Origin of the sequence: Micromonospora sp. WMMD708 (assembly GCF_049315245.1) — a bacterium.
In the GTDB taxonomy this organism is placed as follows: domain Bacteria; phylum Actinomycetota; class Actinomycetes; order Mycobacteriales; family Micromonosporaceae; genus Micromonospora; species Micromonospora wenchangensis.
In genome coordinates this window covers 5,970,674-5,986,559 of the sequence record NZ_CP186060.1, presented here as the reverse complement: position 1 = coordinate 5,986,559, position 15,886 = coordinate 5,970,674, and the positions used below count along the sequence as shown (strand labels likewise).

General features: G+C 73.7%; 15 protein-coding genes. 9 read left to right on the top strand and 6 right to left on the bottom strand.

The features are described from left to right. Positions 1-7: 7 nt before the first annotated feature. Entirely contained in the window at positions 8-1,009 is a 1,002-nt protein-coding gene (locus ACN260_RS26340) for an NAD-dependent epimerase/dehydratase family protein (protein WP_422753530.1), read from the bottom strand. Positions 1,010-1,254: 245 nt separating this feature from the next. Between ACN260_RS26340 and ACN260_RS26335 the strand changes: the two genes are divergently transcribed. Continuing rightward, positions 1,255-1,590 (top strand): hypothetical protein, encoded by a 336-nt coding sequence (locus ACN260_RS26335; RefSeq protein WP_422753529.1) that lies wholly within the window; start codon positions 1,255-1,257, stop codon positions 1,588-1,590. Further along, positions 1,587-2,549, top strand: a complete 963-nt coding sequence (locus ACN260_RS26330; protein ID WP_422753528.1) for a transporter — start codon at positions 1,587-1,589, stop codon at positions 2,547-2,549. The genes ACN260_RS26335 and ACN260_RS26330 overlap by 4 nt, the downstream gene beginning before the upstream one ends. A gap of 52 nt (positions 2,550-2,601) precedes the next feature. Here the strand turns inward: ACN260_RS26330 and ACN260_RS26325 are convergent, their stop codons facing one another. After that, entirely contained in the window at positions 2,602-3,180 is a 579-nt protein-coding gene (locus ACN260_RS26325) for a hypothetical protein (protein ID WP_422753527.1), read from the bottom strand. Positions 3,181-3,445: 265 nt separating this feature from the next. Here ACN260_RS26325 and ACN260_RS26320 point away from each other — a divergent pair, with 265 nt between their 5' ends. Further along, positions 3,446-4,684: a hypothetical protein gene (locus tag ACN260_RS26320; RefSeq protein WP_422753526.1), complete on the top strand. Its 1,239-nt coding sequence runs from the start codon at positions 3,446-3,448 to the stop codon at positions 4,682-4,684. 112 nt (positions 4,685-4,796) lie between these two features. Beyond that, positions 4,797-6,488 carry a choice-of-anchor D domain-containing protein gene (locus tag ACN260_RS26315; protein WP_422753525.1) on the top strand — a complete coding sequence of 564 codons (1,692 nt, stop codon included), beginning with the start codon at positions 4,797-4,799 and terminating at the stop codon, positions 6,486-6,488. Positions 6,489-6,611: 123 nt separating this feature from the next. Here the strand turns inward: ACN260_RS26315 and ACN260_RS26310 are convergent, their stop codons facing one another. The 4 genes from ACN260_RS26310 to ACN260_RS26295 all read right to left on the bottom strand — a co-directional run bounded on the left by ACN260_RS26310 (position 6,612) and on the right by ACN260_RS26295 (position 9,894). Then, positions 6,612-7,004 (bottom strand): PAAR domain-containing protein, encoded by a 393-nt coding sequence (locus ACN260_RS26310; RefSeq protein ID WP_422753524.1) that lies wholly within the window; start codon positions 7,002-7,004, stop codon positions 6,612-6,614. 33 nt (positions 7,005-7,037) lie between these two features. Beyond that, a complete protein-coding gene (locus ACN260_RS26305) occupies positions 7,038-7,805 on the bottom strand; it encodes a helix-turn-helix transcriptional regulator (protein WP_422753523.1) in 768 nt (255 codons plus the stop codon). Beyond that, entirely contained in the window at positions 7,802-9,163 is a 1,362-nt protein-coding gene (locus tag ACN260_RS26300) for a hypothetical protein (protein ID WP_422753522.1), read from the bottom strand. The genes ACN260_RS26305 and ACN260_RS26300 overlap by 4 nt, the downstream gene beginning before the upstream one ends. 113 nt (positions 9,164-9,276) lie before the next feature. Next, a complete protein-coding gene (locus ACN260_RS26295; protein WP_422753521.1) occupies positions 9,277-9,894 on the bottom strand; it encodes a Pvc16 family protein in 618 nt (205 codons plus the stop codon). Positions 9,895-10,073: 179 nt separating this feature from the next. Between ACN260_RS26295 and ACN260_RS26290 the strand changes: the two genes are divergently transcribed. From ACN260_RS26290 to ACN260_RS26270, 5 genes are all read left to right on the top strand, one after another. After that, a complete protein-coding gene (locus ACN260_RS26290; RefSeq protein ID WP_422753520.1) occupies positions 10,074-11,639 on the top strand; it encodes a phage tail sheath family protein in 1,566 nt (521 codons plus the stop codon). Positions 11,640-11,695: 56 nt separating this feature from the next. After that, entirely contained in the window at positions 11,696-12,178 is a 483-nt protein-coding gene (locus tag ACN260_RS26285) for a phage tail protein (protein ID WP_088643766.1), read from the top strand. After that, complete coding sequence (locus tag ACN260_RS26280) at positions 12,165-12,581, top strand: hypothetical protein (protein WP_422753519.1); 417 nt, start codon at positions 12,165-12,167, stop codon at positions 12,579-12,581. The genes ACN260_RS26285 and ACN260_RS26280 overlap by 14 nt, the downstream gene beginning before the upstream one ends. Positions 12,582-13,020: 439 nt before the next feature. After that, positions 13,021-13,212 carry a hypothetical protein gene (locus tag ACN260_RS26275; RefSeq protein ID WP_422753518.1) on the top strand — a complete coding sequence of 64 codons (192 nt, stop codon included), beginning with the start codon at positions 13,021-13,023 and terminating at the stop codon, positions 13,210-13,212. A gap of 280 nt (positions 13,213-13,492) precedes the next feature. Next, complete coding sequence (locus ACN260_RS26270; RefSeq protein WP_422753517.1) at positions 13,493-15,838, top strand: eCIS core domain-containing protein; 2,346 nt, start codon at positions 13,493-13,495, stop codon at positions 15,836-15,838. The last annotated feature ends 48 nt before the right edge of the window (positions 15,839-15,886 follow it).

The following is a 15,886-nucleotide window of genomic DNA, read 5'->3' as shown; positions in this document are numbered from 1 at the left end:
GCGAGATTCAACGGCCTGCGGTGGGGGATGGCGTCATCTGTCGGAGTCCTTCCTCCACGGTGATCACCGGCTGGTAGCCCAGCCGACGTCGTGCCCGGGTGATGTCGTAGACGCGGTCGCGGCCCATGAACGAGACGATCCACGGGGTGAGCGGTGGTGCGGTGGCACGGCGACGCGCTTTCGCGACGGTTTGCAGGAGTGTGGCCAGCGGTGAGGCGACTGCCCGGGGAACGCTGTTGGCCGCGCTGACGTCGACGCCGCGGGTGGCCAGCAGGGGGGTGAAGAAATCACGGGCGGGGCGGGGGTTGCCGTCGGTGACGTAGCAGACCAAGCCGTGATCCCCACGGTCGATTGCCAGCGTGATGAGGTGGGCGAGGTTGTCGACGTGGCAGAAGTCGACCAGGTGCCGTCCTCCGTCGATCCAGGAGAAGCGGCCGGCTTCGACGGAGTCGATGAACCCCTGCAGGGTGTGGGTCATGCCCTGGCCCCACAGGAACGGCGGCCGGACGACGACCAGGGACGTGGTCCCGTGCGGCAGGGCAAGCAGTTCCTGCTCGGTGCGGAGCTTCACGCGGCTGTAGGCGATGTTCGCCGTGCCCGTGTCGGAGTTCTCGTCGACGGTGTGGTCGTGGTTGGTGCCGGTGGAGACACTGGCCGCGGACACCAGGATGAATCGCTTGACCTGTGCGTCCACGGCGGCCTGGTAGAGGGCGCGGGTCGGCAGCAGGTTGCGGTCGACGAAAAGCTGGTCGGGTCCCCAGAAGGCCATGAAGGCCGCCGAGTGCACCACGGCGTCGACCTCGCCGAGAACCGGCGACCATCCGGGCCCGATGCCGGACGTGACCAGGTCCGACAGGTCACCGCTGACCGGGAGCCCACCGGCCGAGGTGATCGCGTCCGCGGCGGCAGCGGACCGCGCGAGCGCGTGCACCGTGTGCCCGTCGTCGACCAGCCGCCGGAGGATTGCTCCTCCGGCGAAGCCCGATCCGCCCGTGAGAAAGATTTTCATTGATGCTCCTCGACGATTGCGTGACGCCTGCGGCGCGTACGGATGTCGACCCCTGCAGGCCGAGGACCTCGGCCCGGCAAGATGACGGCGTCATCACAATCAGCGTAGGCAGTCGAGATGACACCGTCAACGTTTTGGGATGACTTTGTCATCAGCGGGATGGCGGACGCCGCCGCCACGTCCGCCGCCGAACGTCCCGGCGAAGATGCGAAGGCACGGGTGCGGTCGCCGACAGCCAGCTGACCGTGTTGTTCTCCTCCCACGCCATCCACGAACTGGAACGGGTCTGCGACCACCTCGTGGTGATCAACCACGGCCGGGTCGTGCTCGCCGGCGACATCGAGTCGCTGCTGGCCGAACACCGGGTGCTCGTCGGTCCACGGGTCGGGGCGGACCACCGCGGCCCGTCAGTGATCGAGGTCAGGCACAGCGACAGGCACACCACCATGCTGGTACGCCAGGCGGCAACGCCGGTCATACCCGGTTGGCAGGCGAACCCCGTCGGGCTGGACGAGCTCGTGCTGGCCTACCTGCGCCTACCCGCCGACCTCGACGCCGGAGACCGGGGGCAGACCGCATGACCTGGATGATGTGGCGTCAGCACCGTACCGAGGTCATGGCACTGACGGTCTTCGTCGGCGTCATCGCCGTGGCGCTGTTCGCGGTAGGCCGGCCGATGCACGCCCTGTTCCCGATGGGCCCGACCCACTGCCTGGTGCCGCCGCTGGACGAGGGGTGCCGGTCCGCACTGGCCCGGCTTCAGCAGGACCACGGCTACAGCACCACCGTGCTGATCCTGCTCAACTTCGTCCCGTACGCGATCGGCGGTTTCCTCGGCGCGCCGCTGCTCGCCCGGGAACTGGAGGCGGGCACCTGGCAGCTGGCCTGGACCCAGGCGGTGCCCCGCCGGCGCTGGCTGACCGTCAAGATCCTGGTGCTCGGCACCGTCAGCGTCCTTCTCGCCGCCGGACTGTCCGCGGTGGTCGCCTGGTACCGGCAGCCCCTCGACCTGCTGGGCGGGTTCGACATCACCGGCTTCGACCTGACCGGGGTCGTGCCCATGGCGCACACCCTGTTCGCGTTCGCGCTGGGTGTCGCCGCCGGACCGGTGCTGCGCCGCAGCCTGCCGGCCGCCGCCGTGGCATTCGTGGCGTTCCTGGCCGTACGCGTCACCATCGCCGGCTGGATCCGCCCGCACTTCCGCACGCCGGTCACCAGCGTCCAGGCATTCGTACCGGGAGCGGGCGACCTCACCGACGGCACGACCAACGCCCGGGACATGATCCTCGACCAGGGGTTCGTCGACGCCGACGGCCGCCACATCACCGGTCTCGAAGCCGTGATCATGGAGGGGAGGGCGCGGGAGGGGGGCGGTGACCCCGCCATCTACCTCCACGACCACGGCGTCCGACGCTGGGCTGTCTACCAACCCATCGAACGCTACTGGACCTTCCAGGCCATCGAGACCGTCACGTTCGTCGGGCTGGCCGTGCTGTTGCTGGCCCTGGTCTTCTGGCGGATCCGCCGCCCCACTTTCTGACCGGACGGACCCACGGCGAACACCAGCGCGGGGAGGTCGTTGCCGCCTGCCCCTATCCGGCGACGGCGGCAGCATGGCGGTCGGCCCGCCGGACGACGTCCAGGAGCATGAGCGGCACCAGCGCCATCATGAGGAACACCGCGAGGTAGAAGCCCCAGGCCACGTTCACCTCCCTGCCGAGGAGCCGGTCACGCACGATGTCGCCGAGCCGGACCCCACCCGCGACCTCGTCCGCCGCGACGAGGCCGAACCCGCCCGGCGCGTCCACCGACGGGATCGCCAGCCGGGAGATGGTTGCCACGAGCAGACCCGTCGTCGCGGTGAGCAGAAACAGCCAGTGCAGCCGCGTCCGCCACCTGGTGGTGGCGGCGCCGCAGGTGGCATGGCCGACCGCCGCGGTGACGCCGAGGAGCACGGCCAGCGACCAGGCCGATGAGCTGTGCCATGCCGTGGCCGTGACGACGTGGTGGGTCTCCTGCCCGCTGCCGTACCGGCTGACCGTCCAGCTCAACCGGTACCAGGGGAGGAAGCTGTCAACGAGCAGCAGCAGGCCGAGCACGGCGACGGATCGTTCCCACCAGGGTGCGCGGAGGAGCCGGCCGTGCAGGTGGTGCGGGACAGCGAAGCGCATGGACGAATGGTGGCCTGTCACCACGTTCCCCGTCATCCGGGGTGGACATTCGGTCACGGGCTCCGGGCGGTGCTGCCCACGGCCGGGCGTACCGTCGTCGCGCTCGACCCCGACGACGACCGGGCCACCACCGTGCCGGCCCCGGGCGGCTTGCCCGCGGGGGCAGGGGGGACTGCCCCTAAGACGGCCGGTGCCCGCGTACCGCGGCGGCCGGGGCCGGGAGAGGGTGGCCGGGTCGACTGTCGCCGATCCGAAAAGAGCGGTCATGACCTGGCAAGAGAACTACTGGGACGATGCCACGCAGAGCCCGGACTACTTCCAGCTTGTCGAGTTCGCCACCGTCCTCGACGGCGACTACGGCACCCGGATGTTCGGCCGGTGGATCGAGCAGACGCACCCGGACCGCCACGACCTGATCCGCAGCCTGGAGTACCTGCTGGTCACCTACCGGCACGGCGACGACGTGCGGGCGACGCTCGACACGTTCGAGCGTCAGCTACCCCGGCCGTGGGACGACTGGGCGATGGGCACCGCGCTGGCGGAGACCGCCCGGCGGTACCCGGACGTGCCCGTCGAACTCCGGGACGACGACGACTTCGCCACGCTGGCCGAGCTGCTGCGCGACGACGAGCAGCTGTTCGCGCTCTGGCGGGAGGAGGTGCAGCAGGCCGCGGTCATGGCCCTGTCCGTCCCCGAGGTGATGCCCGCCTTCGTGGCCTCCTGCCAGGCCCTCGCGGAGGAGGCGCTCCGGCAGCAGGGCCGGGGCAAGGAGGAGGAGAGCGACCGGGAGAGCGAGGAGGAGAGCTACGACTACTCCGGTTACGACCGGGCGTTCGGCCACATCGCGTCCGACGACGACCTGGTGGTGCCCCCCGCCCCGGCGAAGTCGGTCCGGTTCGCGGAGCCGCTGGTGGAGGGGAAGGACGCGCCGGAGTGGCAGCAGAACGAGTTCAAGATCGGGGTGGCCTTCACGTTGAACCCGGAGGCCAACTCGAACCTGCCCGGCCACTACTCCTGGGCGCAGACCCAGGCCCTGGTCAGCCCGTGGGGGGTGGACGTGGACGAACTCGCCACCATGATCGGGACGGCGATGAACCGGATGCCCCGCATGTACCGGGACGACCGGGTGACCATCCACGTCTTCCCGCAGTACATCTTCATCACGGTGACGATCGATTCGGCCCTCAACGCGCACAACACCGGGATCATCGCCACCCTGACCGACGACGGGGCGTACGCGCACTACGTGCAGTTCAAGGACCTGGTGATGTTCTACACCGACGAGAGCGACATGGACACCCCGATCTACAACGTGCTCAAGACGTTCGGGGACCCGTGGGCCGGTGGCACGGCCGAGAGCTACGTGGTGCGCCACGGCCGGGGCCGCAAGGCGCACTTCACCGTCGACCCGGTGCGGACCAGCCACGAGCAGAGCGTGGCGGCGGTCGTCCGGCGCTGCTCCGGCGGGCTGGACGTCCGGGTGCTGTCGGCCCGCCCGCAGTAGGGTGACCGCCGGCGGGGGCGCCGGGCCGGTGCCCGAACGGGCAGGCGGGACTGCCCACAGAACTTCCCACCCGGTCGCGGTCGGCCGGTCCGGTCCGCGTTCACTGTCCACCATGGCAGCGTCAGCGTCCCGTTCCCTGCGCGCCGCGTCGGCGATCGCGGTGGTGGCACTCCTGGTGGCCAGCGCACCGCCGGCCGCGTACGCCGGGTTCCTCGCGGCACCGCGACCGGCGGGTGGCCCGGCGTTGCGGATCAGCGTGGGCGACGGCGTCGCCCCCCTGGTCGGCGAACCGGCCGGGACGACCCTCGGGCTGACCCCCGGTGGCTCGGCGGTGGTCACCCGCACGGTGACCACCGCGACCATCCCGCCCCGCCCGGACGTGGTGCTGCTCGCCGACACGACCGGCAGCATGCAGGCGGCGTTGAACGACGTCCGGATCAACGCGAAGCGGATCGTCGACGACATCAGCGGCGTCCAGCCCGACGCCCGGTTCGCGGTCGCCGAGTTCCGGGACGAGGGCGACGAGTTCGTCTTCCGGCTCGACCGGGACCTGACCGCCGTGCCGTCCGAGGTGCAGGACGCGGTGAACGTCTGGACCGCCGACGGCGGTGGCGACGACCCGGAGGCCGGCCTGAACGCCCTGCACGCCGTGGCCACCGGAGCGGTGAGCCTGCGGACCGAGAGCAGCCCGATCGTGGTGATCTTCGGGGACGCGCCGTCGCACGACCCGAGCGTCGGCCACGACCTCGCCGGCACCATCGGGGCGTTGACCACCCGGGGCGTGCGGGTGGTGGCCGTGGACGTCGGCAACCCGGGCAGCTACTCCCTCGACCAGACCGGGCAGTACACCGAGATCACCAGGCGGACCGGGGGCGTGCTGCTCAACGCCGCCGGCCCGTCCGAGGTCTCCAACGCCATCCTGGCCGGCGTGCGTGCCATCCAGAGCACCGTCACCGCCCGCGTCACCGACTGTGACCCGCAGCTCACGGCGTCCGTCACCCCGACCGAGCAGACCGTCGACAGCGGCGGCACCGTCGACCTCACCGTCGCCGTCGCGGTCGACCCCGCAGCCCGCAACGGGGAGTACGCCTGCCGGCTCGACGTGTCAGTGGACGGCATCGTGCAGGGCGAGCCGGAACGGCTGACCGTGACCGTCAGCGGCGCGGCACCCGACGTACCGGTGCTGCACTCCGACGCCGCCACGCTCGACCTCGGGGAGGCCCCGCTCGGGGTGCCCTCGGCGGCCCGGACGGTGACCCTCACCAACACCGGCGACTACCCGCTGACCGTGGCCGCCGCCCTCGCCGAACAGCCCCTCCCGGCGGTCTTCGCGGTCACCGGCTCCACCTGCGCCGGGGTGCTGGCCGTCGCCCGGTCCTGCACGATGGCGCTCACCGCCACCCCCCGGGCGATCGGCGCGGCCACGTCGACGCTCAGCCTCGCCAGCGCCACCGACACCGGCGGGGTCGCCGCCCAGTCGCTGGCCCTGAGCGTCTCGGGTCGCAGCCCGACGTTGCAGTTCAACCCGGGCGTCGGCCGTCCCGGCCAGGTGGTCACCGCCCTCGGCCAGGGCTTCCCGGCGGGTGCCGAGGTGCTGGTCGGCTGGGTCGACGGCGCCGGCACGGTGACGGCGGTCGCCGACGCGTCCGGCCGGTTCGCGGTGCCGATGGTGGTCTTCGAGGAGGGGCTCGCCGGCCCCCGCGCCGCGCTCGCCTCGGTGCCGGCGGTCGGGCAGGTGACCAGCGGTACGTTCCTGGTGCAGTCGGCGACCGCCCAGCCGGGGCCCTTCACCCGCCGCCGCTGACCGGCCCACCCGCCTGACCGGCGCGGACCCGGGCCACGGCCGGAACGCACCGGGTCCATGGGCGGGGCGCACCGGGACCCGGGCCACCCCCCGGTGGGGGTCGCCCGGGGCATGCGACCCGGCTCAGCCGACCAGCACCTGACCGGTAGCGACGATGCTGCCGGCCGGCAGCGGTGCGGGATCGTTGCAGGTGTTGACCTTGTCGCCGTGCCGGGCCGCCGGCTTGCCGTTGATCAGCACCAGCGGGCTGCCCGCGATGACCGTGCCCTGGTTGTTCGGCGGCGTCTGGAACGGCCCACCGGTCGGCACGTGCGGCGGGGCGTTCACCGCGACGCTGCCGACGACGGCGGCCGGTTTGCCCTCGATCAGCACGTCGGTGCTGCACCCGTTGGCGATCGTCCCGGCGAACGGCATCGGGGTGGGTGTCGGCACCGGCCCGGTCGGTGAGGGCACCATGATGATGTGCGTGTCGGTGCCGACCACCTTGTCACCGAGCTTCGCCGCGGGTACGCCCACGATGACAACCTCCGCTGAACCGACGGGACGGGATCAGATCAGCCCCTCGCGGATGGCGTGCGCGACCGCCTGGGTGCGGTTGCGCACGCCCAACTGGGTGGTGATCTCGTGCACGATGTTCTTGATGCTGCGTTCCGAGTAGGACAGTTCCCGGGCGATCGTCGCGATGTCCGCCCCGGCGGCGATCATCCGGAGCACGGCCAGCTGGCGCGGCGACAGCGGCAGGATGGTCAACCCCCGGGGCGCCAACACCTGCCGCTGTGCCCGGCCGACCCGGATCAGCAGCGAGCTGAGCAGGTCGGTGGGGAGCCTCGCCTCGCCCCGGGCGGCGGCCCGGACCACCTCGCGCAGCAGGGTGGCGGTGCTCTCCGAACGGCGTACCAGGCTCAGGCCGCCCGCCTCGATCGCCTGCAGGCCGGCGGTGTCGTCGAGCTGCCCCACCACCAGCACCGGTCGGGGGGCCGGCCGCCCGGTCAGGGCTTCGAGCTGGGCCAGCAGCCACCCGTCCACCGTGTCGGCGACGATCACCAGGATGTCCGGGTCGTCGTCGGGGCCGGCCACCACGACCGGCCGCGCACCGGCGGGTTCGTCCGCCCCGACGGTGCAGAGTTGGGCCGTCACCCCGGCCTGGGAGATCGGGTCACGGGACCGGACCGCCGCGCGGACCGGCTCCGGATGGCCGGTGTCGGTCGGATGGCCGGTGTCGGCGGGATGGCCGGTGTCGGTCGGGTCGGCGGTGTCGACCGGGTGGGCGGGGCGCGGGCCGGGGGCGTGCCGGGCGGCGGGGTGCGGGTCGCTCATCGGCTGGGGGAGGGGCTCGGGGTGGGCGCGGCGACCGGGACGAGCTGACCGGCGAAGTAGGCGGCCGGGGTGCACGCCGAGGTGCCCGGGTTCGCGCACTTCACCGCGACGGTCACCGGCTGGCCGGCGGAGAACCGCAGCGGCTGGACGAAGTGGTAGTCCAGATCCCGGAAGTTGTTCAGGCCGGTCTCCAGCAGCACCGTGTCGCCCCGCCGCACCTGGAGCAGGCCGGCGTCGCCGTGCGGGTTCTGCAACACGATGTCGGTCACCCACAGCACCTTCTTCTCGGCCGGCCGGTAGGTGGAAAGCGTGAACTCGTTGCCGGTGGTCGGCGACGCGCTGGTCGCCACCCGGAAGTCGGCGGCGGTCTCCGGGTCTGCGTTGTCAAGCGTCCCGCCCTGGGCACCCGGCCCGTTGCCGTTGCCGTTGCCCTTCCCGGTGTCGGTCGTCGGGCTCGGGGCCGCGCTCGGCTTCGGGCTGGCACCGGCCGCGACGATGGCCACCTTCTCGGCCTGCTCGGCGGTCTCCGCCGCCTCGCTGGCCTGGGTCTTCACCTCGGCGACCTCCTGGGACAACTCCTTGGTCTCCACCTGGGCTGCCTCCTTGGCGGTGGACTGCACGGTGGGCTTGAGCACCGCGAACCACAGCCCCACCAGGGCCACCGCCACCGCGGCGGCCACCAGCACCACCCGGGGCGACCAGGCCGGCAGGACGGACCGTTGCACCAGCAGGCCGTCGCTGGTGATCGGCTCGGCGTCGGGACGGGTCACCGCCACCTGGAACGGCAGGTTGCGGTCCGGGCCGAGCAGGAACCGCTTGCGGGGGCGTACCCGCAGCTTCACGAACGTGGCCGTGCCCGGCCGCAGCACCGGCGCGGCCGGCAGCACCCGGAACGTCAGCAACCGGTCCGGGTCGGCGGGTAGCACCTCGACCGTGGTCTCCACGTTGCCGGTGTTGTCGATCACCAACTGGTGCCGGGCGGCGCGCCGCGCCTGGGAGGTCCGGGGCACCAGCTCCGTCGCCAGCTCCACGAAGGGCTGCACGGTGACGGTGCCCTCCTCGACCACCGAACCCTCGGGGTTCTCCCGCCCCCGGACCCGTACCCCGAAGGCGACGCTGCCGGCCGGCACGGTCGCCGCACGCGGCGGCGTGAACGTCACCCGAGCCTCCTGCTCGGTGCCGGGCAGCAGGTTCATCGTCGCCGGCTCGACCTCGGCCCACGGTGCGGCGTCGCCGACCACGTCCAGGGTGAACTGGTCGACGACGGCGGCGGTGTTGCGCACCCGGACGGTGCAGCCGACCGTGCCGCCCGCGGCGACGGTGAGGTCGGTCTCGACAAGTCCCACAGCGACACTCATGCGGGGCAGTGTGGCCGCGCGGGTGGGGCCGGCAGAACCACGAACGAGGAACACCAAGGGGCAGCCGTGGCTACCTGAACGGGCAGCGGAACGCCTGATCGGGCAGCGGGCCGTCAGCGCGGCTCGCTGATCCCGCCCCTCGGCCGCCGGCCCGACACCCGACCGGGGCCGGCGGGCCGGCCGCCGCCGCTGTTGACGCTGACCTCGCGCGGCGGCGGGGCCAGGTCGGTCTGCGCCTCGGGCACGAACGGCACGAGCAGTTGCAGGTGCAACCCGGTCCGGGCGGTCCCGCCGTACCCCACCCAGGCGGAACCGGCGTCCCCCTCCCGCCGGGGCGCGCTGCGCACCACCACCGGCTGGTTGGCGCGGGCCACCGCGCCGGTGAGGAACCCCGACGGCAGGGCCGTGCAGCTCGCGCAGCCCACCAGCAGGTCACCCAGCAGCCGGTGCTCCCGCTCGGTGTCGGCGGCCCAGGCGGTCAACAGGTAGCTGAACCGGTACCGCCGGCCCGGCGGGCGACGCCCGACGAGCTGGCCGTCGGCGTCGCGCAGCTCGTCCCAGGTCGCCGAGACGCCCGCCGAGTCCTCCTCGACGTCCAGCAGGAACGCCGAGACCAGGTCGCCGTCGGTGCGCTGCGCGCACCGGTCCGGCGGGTCGAAGACGACAGGCACGTCCGCCGGCAGGTAGTGGCCCAACCAGGCCCGGACCGACAGGTCGACATCCCAGATCATCCGTCCACCCTGCCGGCTGCCCGAACGGGACCGCGGGCGGCGGCCGGGCAGGCCGTCGGGGCGGATCGGTTGCCCTTGGGGGCAGTGGTGGCTACCCCGGCGGCGTCCCGGCGGGCAGCCCTGAGGGCCGGTCGGCGTTGGCAGGCTCGGCCCCATCACACCGTCGTACAGGAGGTTCGATGCCGACGTATCTGTCGCCGGGCGTCTACGTGGAGGAGGTTTCCTCCGGGTCGAGGCCGATCGAGGCGGTCGGGACGGCCGTCGCCGCGTTCGTCGGCTTCGCCGAGAAGGGGCCGGTCGACGAGCCCACGCTGATCACGAACTGGACGCAGTACACCCGCACCTTCGGTGGTTTCGTGGCGGGCAGCTTCCTGCCGCTGTCGGTCTACGGCTACTTCCTCAACGGCGGCGGCTCCGCGTACGTGGTCCGGGTGGGTGGTGCCGGGGCGGACGCCACCGCCGACGGTGCCGCCGCCGGTGGGTCGTACGCGGCTGCGGCCGTACCGGCGGCCGGGGACAACGGCCGGCTCTCCTTCACCGTCCGGGCGGCCCTGCCCGGCCCGGCCGGCCAGGACCTCTCCGTCGAGGTCGCCGACGCCTCCGAGGGCGGCGACGACGCGTTCAAGCTCGTCGTCAAGCAGGCCGGCAAGCCGGTCGAGACGCTTGACAACCTGACCACCAAGCGGGGCGCGGGCAACGTGGTCACCGCCGTCCGCCAGCAGTCCAAGCTGATCCAGATCGAGGAGGCGAAGGGCGCGACCCTCGCCCCGCCCCGACGCGGCGCCGAGATCACCCTCGCCGCGCCCGCGCTGCCGGCCACCACCACCGGCACCGGTGACCTGCGGGTACGCGCCGAGGACTACGTCGGCGACGTCAGCGACCGGACCGGCTTCGCCGGGCTGGAGGCGATCGAGGACATCACCATGCTCTGCGTCCCCGACCTGGCCGCCGCCCACCAGCAGGGGGCCATCGACGACGAGGCGTTCAAGGCCGTCCAGTTGGCGATGATCGCGCACTGCGAGCTGATGGGTGACCGGGTGGCCATCCTCGACCCGCCGCCCGGCCTGCACCCGCAGCGCCTCAAGGAGTGGCGGATGGACGTCGCCGGCTACGACTCCAAGTACGCGACCCTCTACTGGCCCTGGGTGAAGGTGATGGACCCGGCGCAGGGCCGGGCGGTGTTCATGCCGCCCAGCGGGCACGTCGCCGGTGTCTGGGCCCGCAACGACGACACCCGGGGCGTCCACAAGGCACCCGCGAACGAGATCATCCGGGGTGCGCTGGCCCTGGAGAGCGGGCTGACCAAGGGCGAACACGACCAGCTCAACCCGATCGGGGTCAACTGCATCCGGGCCTTCCCCGGACAGGGCATCCGGATCTGGGGCGCGCGCACCCTGTCCAGCGACGCCGAGTGGCGTTACCTCAACGTCCGGCGGCTGTTCAACTGGATCGAGAAGTCGATCCTGCTCGGCACCAACTGGGTGGTCTTCGAGCCCAACGACCCGCGCCTGTGGGACGCGGTGCGCCGGGTCATCACGATGTTCCTGCGCCGGGTCTGGCGCAGCGGCGCGCTGATGGGCGACACCTGGTCCGAGGCGTTCTTCGTCAAGTGCGACGCCGAGAACAACCCGCCGGAGAACCTCGACGCCGGCATCCTCACCGTCGACATCGGCATCGCCCCGGTCAAGCCGGCCGAGTTCGTGGTGTTCCGACTCTCCCAGCTCTCCCAGGGCTCCGGCGACTGACCGGCCCCGGCGGCGAGCACCCGACCTGAGCGACGACGAGACCAGGAGAAACGAGCATGGCCGGTCAGGGTACCCAGGACCCGAAGCAGAACACCCAGATCATCAGTGCCGCCGTCTTCCGGCTGGAGGTGCCGGGCATGTCGGCGATCAACTTCGCCGAACTGGTCGGGATCAGCAGCGAGGTGGAGAACGCGGAGTACATGGCCGCCGGCACGACCGGGCCGATCTTCTCCCGGCACTTCGGTCGGACCAAGCCGCCGACGGTCACCCTCAAGCGGGGCCTCGACCTCAACGGCGACCTGTGGCTCTGGCACCAGAAGGTGCGCAACATGATGTACGACGCCTACCGGGACTGCGCCCTGAAGCTGTACGGCCCCGGTGACGACCTCAACGGCGACGCCCGGCTGACGTACATGATGACCAACGCCTGGCCGTCGCGGGTGGAGGTCAGCGGGGTCAAGGCCGGGGCCACCGACATCGTCTACCAGACGGTCACCCTGATGTGCGACGACCTGTTCGACTTCAATGCGCGGATCTAGCCTCGCCGAGCCCGCCGCCGGACCGGCGGCGGGCCTGCGGACCGAGTACCCGTTCGTGCTGCCGCGCGGGCTGGTCGACGACCGGGGCGGGGTGCACCGCGAGGGCACCATGCGGCTGGCCACCGCCCGCGACGAGATCACCCCCCAGGGCGATCCCCGGGTACGCCAGAATCCGGCGTTCCTCACCGTGCTGCTGCTCGCCCGGACAGTGACCCGCATCGGCGGGGTGCAGGCCGTCGACGTCGACGTGATCGAGCACCTCTTCGCCTCCGACATGGCCTTCCTCCAGGACCTCTACCGGCGGATCAACCAGCAGGGGCACACCGGGGCCGAGGTCGCCTGCCCCCGCTGCGGGGGGCGCTTCGCGGTGGACCTGGCCGGCGGTCGGCCGGGCGAATCCTGACCCGGTTCCGGCGGCCCGACGCCGCACACCCGTACCGGAATCTGAAGGAGGTGGGTATGGCCTGGTCGTTACGGCCCGGACAGCCGTTCTGGCCGCGTCGCCGCCGGACGGTCGGGGGACCGCCGCCGGTTCCGGTCGCGTCTGTTCCGGTCGCGGCACCTGCTCCGGTCGCGTCGCCGGTGCCCACCGACCGGTACCCGGTCCTCCCGGGCCTGCCCCTGCTGACCGTGGCACCCGCCTCGGCGATGGTGACCATCCCGCCGCCGGGGACGGCCCCGGACGACCCGTCGTGGCCCCCGACCGCCGCCGCTCAGCCGGCGTTCGCCGGCCCGGCCCCGGCACCCTCCGGCCCGTCCGTCGGGCCGGCTGCGGCCACCGAGCCGACCCTGATCCGGTACGACACCGCTGCGCCCCACCACCCGCCCACCGCTCCGCCCGGGTGGACGCCTTCCGTTCCGGCCGGGTGGACGCCTTCCGTTCCGGCCGGGTGGACGCCTTCCGTTCCGGCCGGGTGGACGCCTTCTGCTCCCACCGGATGGACGCAGCCCGTTCCGGCCGGGTGGACGCAGCCCGTTCCGGCCGGGTGGACGCTGCCCGGTTCGGCCCGGCCGGTGCTGACCGGTCCGGATGACCCGTGGCCGGTCGGGCCGGTGGCGTACCGGGCACCGCTGGGCGGGGACGACGCGTCGCGGCTCACCTGGGCGGACGGCCACCTTCAGGATGCCGGTCCGGCGATCGGGACGCCGTCGCCCGCCGATCCGACCTGGTGGGGCGGCCCGCCGCCGGGGGCCGTCCGCGAGCCCGACCGGCCGTTGCAGGCCGTGCCCCGGGCACCGGACCCGACTGCGTTCCGGGCTCCGACCGACACATACGGCCCGACCGCGATGCAGGGCCCGGCACCGAACCAAGGCATGACTCCCGACCACAGGCCCGGCGGAGAGGAAGCCTTCCCGGCGTCGAGCCCGCCGGACGGGTGGCAGGAACCGCAGGGACGGACGTCCGCCGGGCGATCCGACGGGGCCGGGACGGATGCCGCAGCCGCCCGGACGGCAGCGCAGTTCGCCGCCGCCGGTCTGCCCACCGCGCAGGTCTGGCCGCCGCCGGGATTCGAGGTCGCCTACCTGGCGGCGGAGGCCACCCGGGCCGCCGAGGAGTCCCGGGCTTCGGCCGGCGGCGGGAGTGCCCGGCCGGCGCAGCCGGACACCGGCCTGGGCGCGGCCACCGCCGCCCCGGGTCACGACGGTCGGAGCGACCCGGAGGGGACGCCGCCGTCGGCCGGTGAGGTGCGCCCCGTCGAGGTGGCCTTCGCCGGCCGCCGGGGCCGCACCGGCCGGCGAGCCGACACCCGACCGGTACCGGAGCCGGCGGCACAGGGACCAGCCGACCAGGCTGGCGCGACCGCCCCGCCCACCGCTGCCACGGAACAGCTCGCCGGGTCCGCCGCCCAGGAGCAGGCCGAACCGGGTAGCCGGGCCGTCCTGGACGATGCCACCGGCACCGACCGGGCCCGTCGGCGGGACGGCTCGGCGGGCGTCGGGCAGGACCGGCCGGTGGGCAACCGCCCGGAGGACCCGACGCAGCCGACCGGGCCGGCGGAGCACCGGGGCGGGACGCTCGACGAGGCCGGTGCCGTGGTCGGACCGGCACCCGCGCAGCGGGCGCAGCCGGCCGGCCGGACTCCGGACGGCGTGACGCCGGCCACGGGTGCCACGGCACCGAGCCGGGACGCGGACCCGGCCGGGCAGCCGCCGTCGCAGGGCCGGCCCATCGCGGACCATTCCGAGCGGCCGGCCCCGGAGCGCCGGCCGGGCCCGGCGGGGCGCGACATCACGGACAACCGGCCGGCTTCGGCGGCACGGGCCGACATCGCGGACGAGCTGCCAGGCCTGCCGGCGGGGCGCGACGCGTACCACCCCGAGCAGGTGTCCCCGCCGTCGGCCTTCTTTCTCACCCGGCGTCCGGAGCAGTCCCCGCCGGCCGGGTCTCCGTCGGGAGTGGACCGGGAACACGGCCGGGCCGGTCAGGGGCCGCCGCGCCGGGGACAGGTGGAAGCGGTGCCGCATCCGCCCGTACCGTCGGCGGAGCGGGCCGGGTGGGTGGACCGGCCGGAGCCGTGGACGACGGCCGCACCCACGGACGTGCAGGTCCCGGCGTACCCCATCGGGGTCGTCACGGCCGCGCCGGTAATGGCGGACGGACCGTCGGGTCCGGCGGCGACCACGGTGGACCCGACCGGGCCGCCGACGCACCACGCGGGGCCGCCGCCCACTGCGGTGGGCGGCCCCGAGCTGCCGGAACAGGTGCCGGCCGCCCTGGTGGACGGTTTCCGGCAGCAGTACGGCGTGGACGTCGCGGCCGTGCCGGTGTGGCGGGGCGCGGCGGCCACGGAGGTGGTGCAGCAGGCCGGGGCGCGGGCGGCGACCCGGGGCGGCGAGGTGCTGCTGCCGGCGTCGGCCGGGCCGCTGGACGCGCCGCCCGCCCGCGCGCTGCTCGCCCACGAGCTGGCCCACGTCGTGCAGCAGCGGGCGTTCGGGGCGACACCACCGGCCGAGTCGACGGTCACCGGCCGGGACCTGGAGGCGCGGGCGCTCGCCGCCGAGCACGCCTTCGGCACCGGGGCCGGGCTCGTCGGTGCCGGCCCACCATCCGTCGTCCCGCTGACCGGCGCCGCCGGGACCGTGCCGACGGCCCCGGGTACCGCCGGGACCTGGGGGACCACCCCCGGTGGTGGGCTGACCTGGCAGGCGAAGCCCGGTGCGGGAGGCGTACCCCCGGCCGCGCCGACCGGCCCGCCGGCCGCTGCGCACCCGCTCCAGCGGGCGTCGATGGACACCCCGGCGGCCACCCTCGACGACCTGCGGGCGTTGGTGCGGGGCGAACTCGACCAGCAGCAGGACCGGGCCGCCGACCCGCCGGCCGGGCCACCGCCGGACGCCCTGCGGGCCTCGGTGGCCGCCGCGACGGCGGCACCCGCGATCGACCGCAGCGCGGGCCGGATCGCCGAGGTACGCGACGCGGTGGAGCGGCTCCGGGCCGAGTTGCGCACGGTGGCCGACCGGGGACGGGCCACTGCCGCCCGGCTGGACCAGGAGGCCGACCGGGTGCCGGACCGGTCGCCGGGCCGGCCGGTGGATCTGGAGAACCCCGACGACCTGGAGGAACTGGCCGGCCGCCTGTACGGGCGGTTACGCGGACGGCTGCGGCAGGAACTGCTGGTCGACCGGGAGCGCAGCGGACGGCTGACCCAGTTCCGCTGAGCACGGCAGGCGGCACGGGCACGCAAGGTGGCAGGACGCACGGCAGGT

What these genes read in the sequence shown, in the direction of transcription:
- ACN260_RS26340 (WP_422753530.1), bottom strand. Translation starts at nt 1,009, where the DNA reads ATGAAAATCTTTCTCACGGGCGGATCGGGCTTCGCCGGAGGAGCAATC.
- ACN260_RS26290 (WP_422753520.1), top strand. Translation starts at nt 10,074, where the DNA reads ATGCCGACGTATCTGTCGCCGGGCGTCTACGTGGAGGAGGTTTCCTCC.
- ACN260_RS26315 (WP_422753525.1), top strand. Translation starts at nt 4,797, where the DNA reads ATGGCAGCGTCAGCGTCCCGTTCCCTGCGCGCCGCGTCGGCGATCGCG.
- ACN260_RS26325 (WP_422753527.1), bottom strand. Translation starts at nt 3,180, where the DNA reads ATGCGCTTCGCTGTCCCGCACCACCTGCACGGCCGGCTCCTCCGCGCA.
- ACN260_RS26280 (WP_422753519.1), top strand. Translation starts at nt 12,165, where the DNA reads ATGCGCGGATCTAGCCTCGCCGAGCCCGCCGCCGGACCGGCGGCGGGC.
- ACN260_RS26300 (WP_422753522.1), bottom strand. Translation starts at nt 9,163, where the DNA reads ATGAGTGTCGCTGTGGGACTTGTCGAGACCGACCTCACCGTCGCCGCG.
- ACN260_RS26295 (WP_422753521.1), bottom strand. Translation starts at nt 9,894, where the DNA reads ATGATCTGGGATGTCGACCTGTCGGTCCGGGCCTGGTTGGGCCACTAC.
- ACN260_RS26270 (WP_422753517.1), top strand. Translation starts at nt 13,493, where the DNA reads ATGACTCCCGACCACAGGCCCGGCGGAGAGGAAGCCTTCCCGGCGTCG.
- ACN260_RS26320 (WP_422753526.1), top strand. Translation starts at nt 3,446, where the DNA reads ATGACCTGGCAAGAGAACTACTGGGACGATGCCACGCAGAGCCCGGAC.
- ACN260_RS26305 (WP_422753523.1), bottom strand. Translation starts at nt 7,805, where the DNA reads ATGAGCGACCCGCACCCCGCCGCCCGGCACGCCCCCGGCCCGCGCCCC.
- ACN260_RS26330 (WP_422753528.1), top strand. Translation starts at nt 1,587, where the DNA reads ATGACCTGGATGATGTGGCGTCAGCACCGTACCGAGGTCATGGCACTG.
- ACN260_RS26285 (WP_088643766.1), top strand. Translation starts at nt 11,696, where the DNA reads ATGGCCGGTCAGGGTACCCAGGACCCGAAGCAGAACACCCAGATCATC.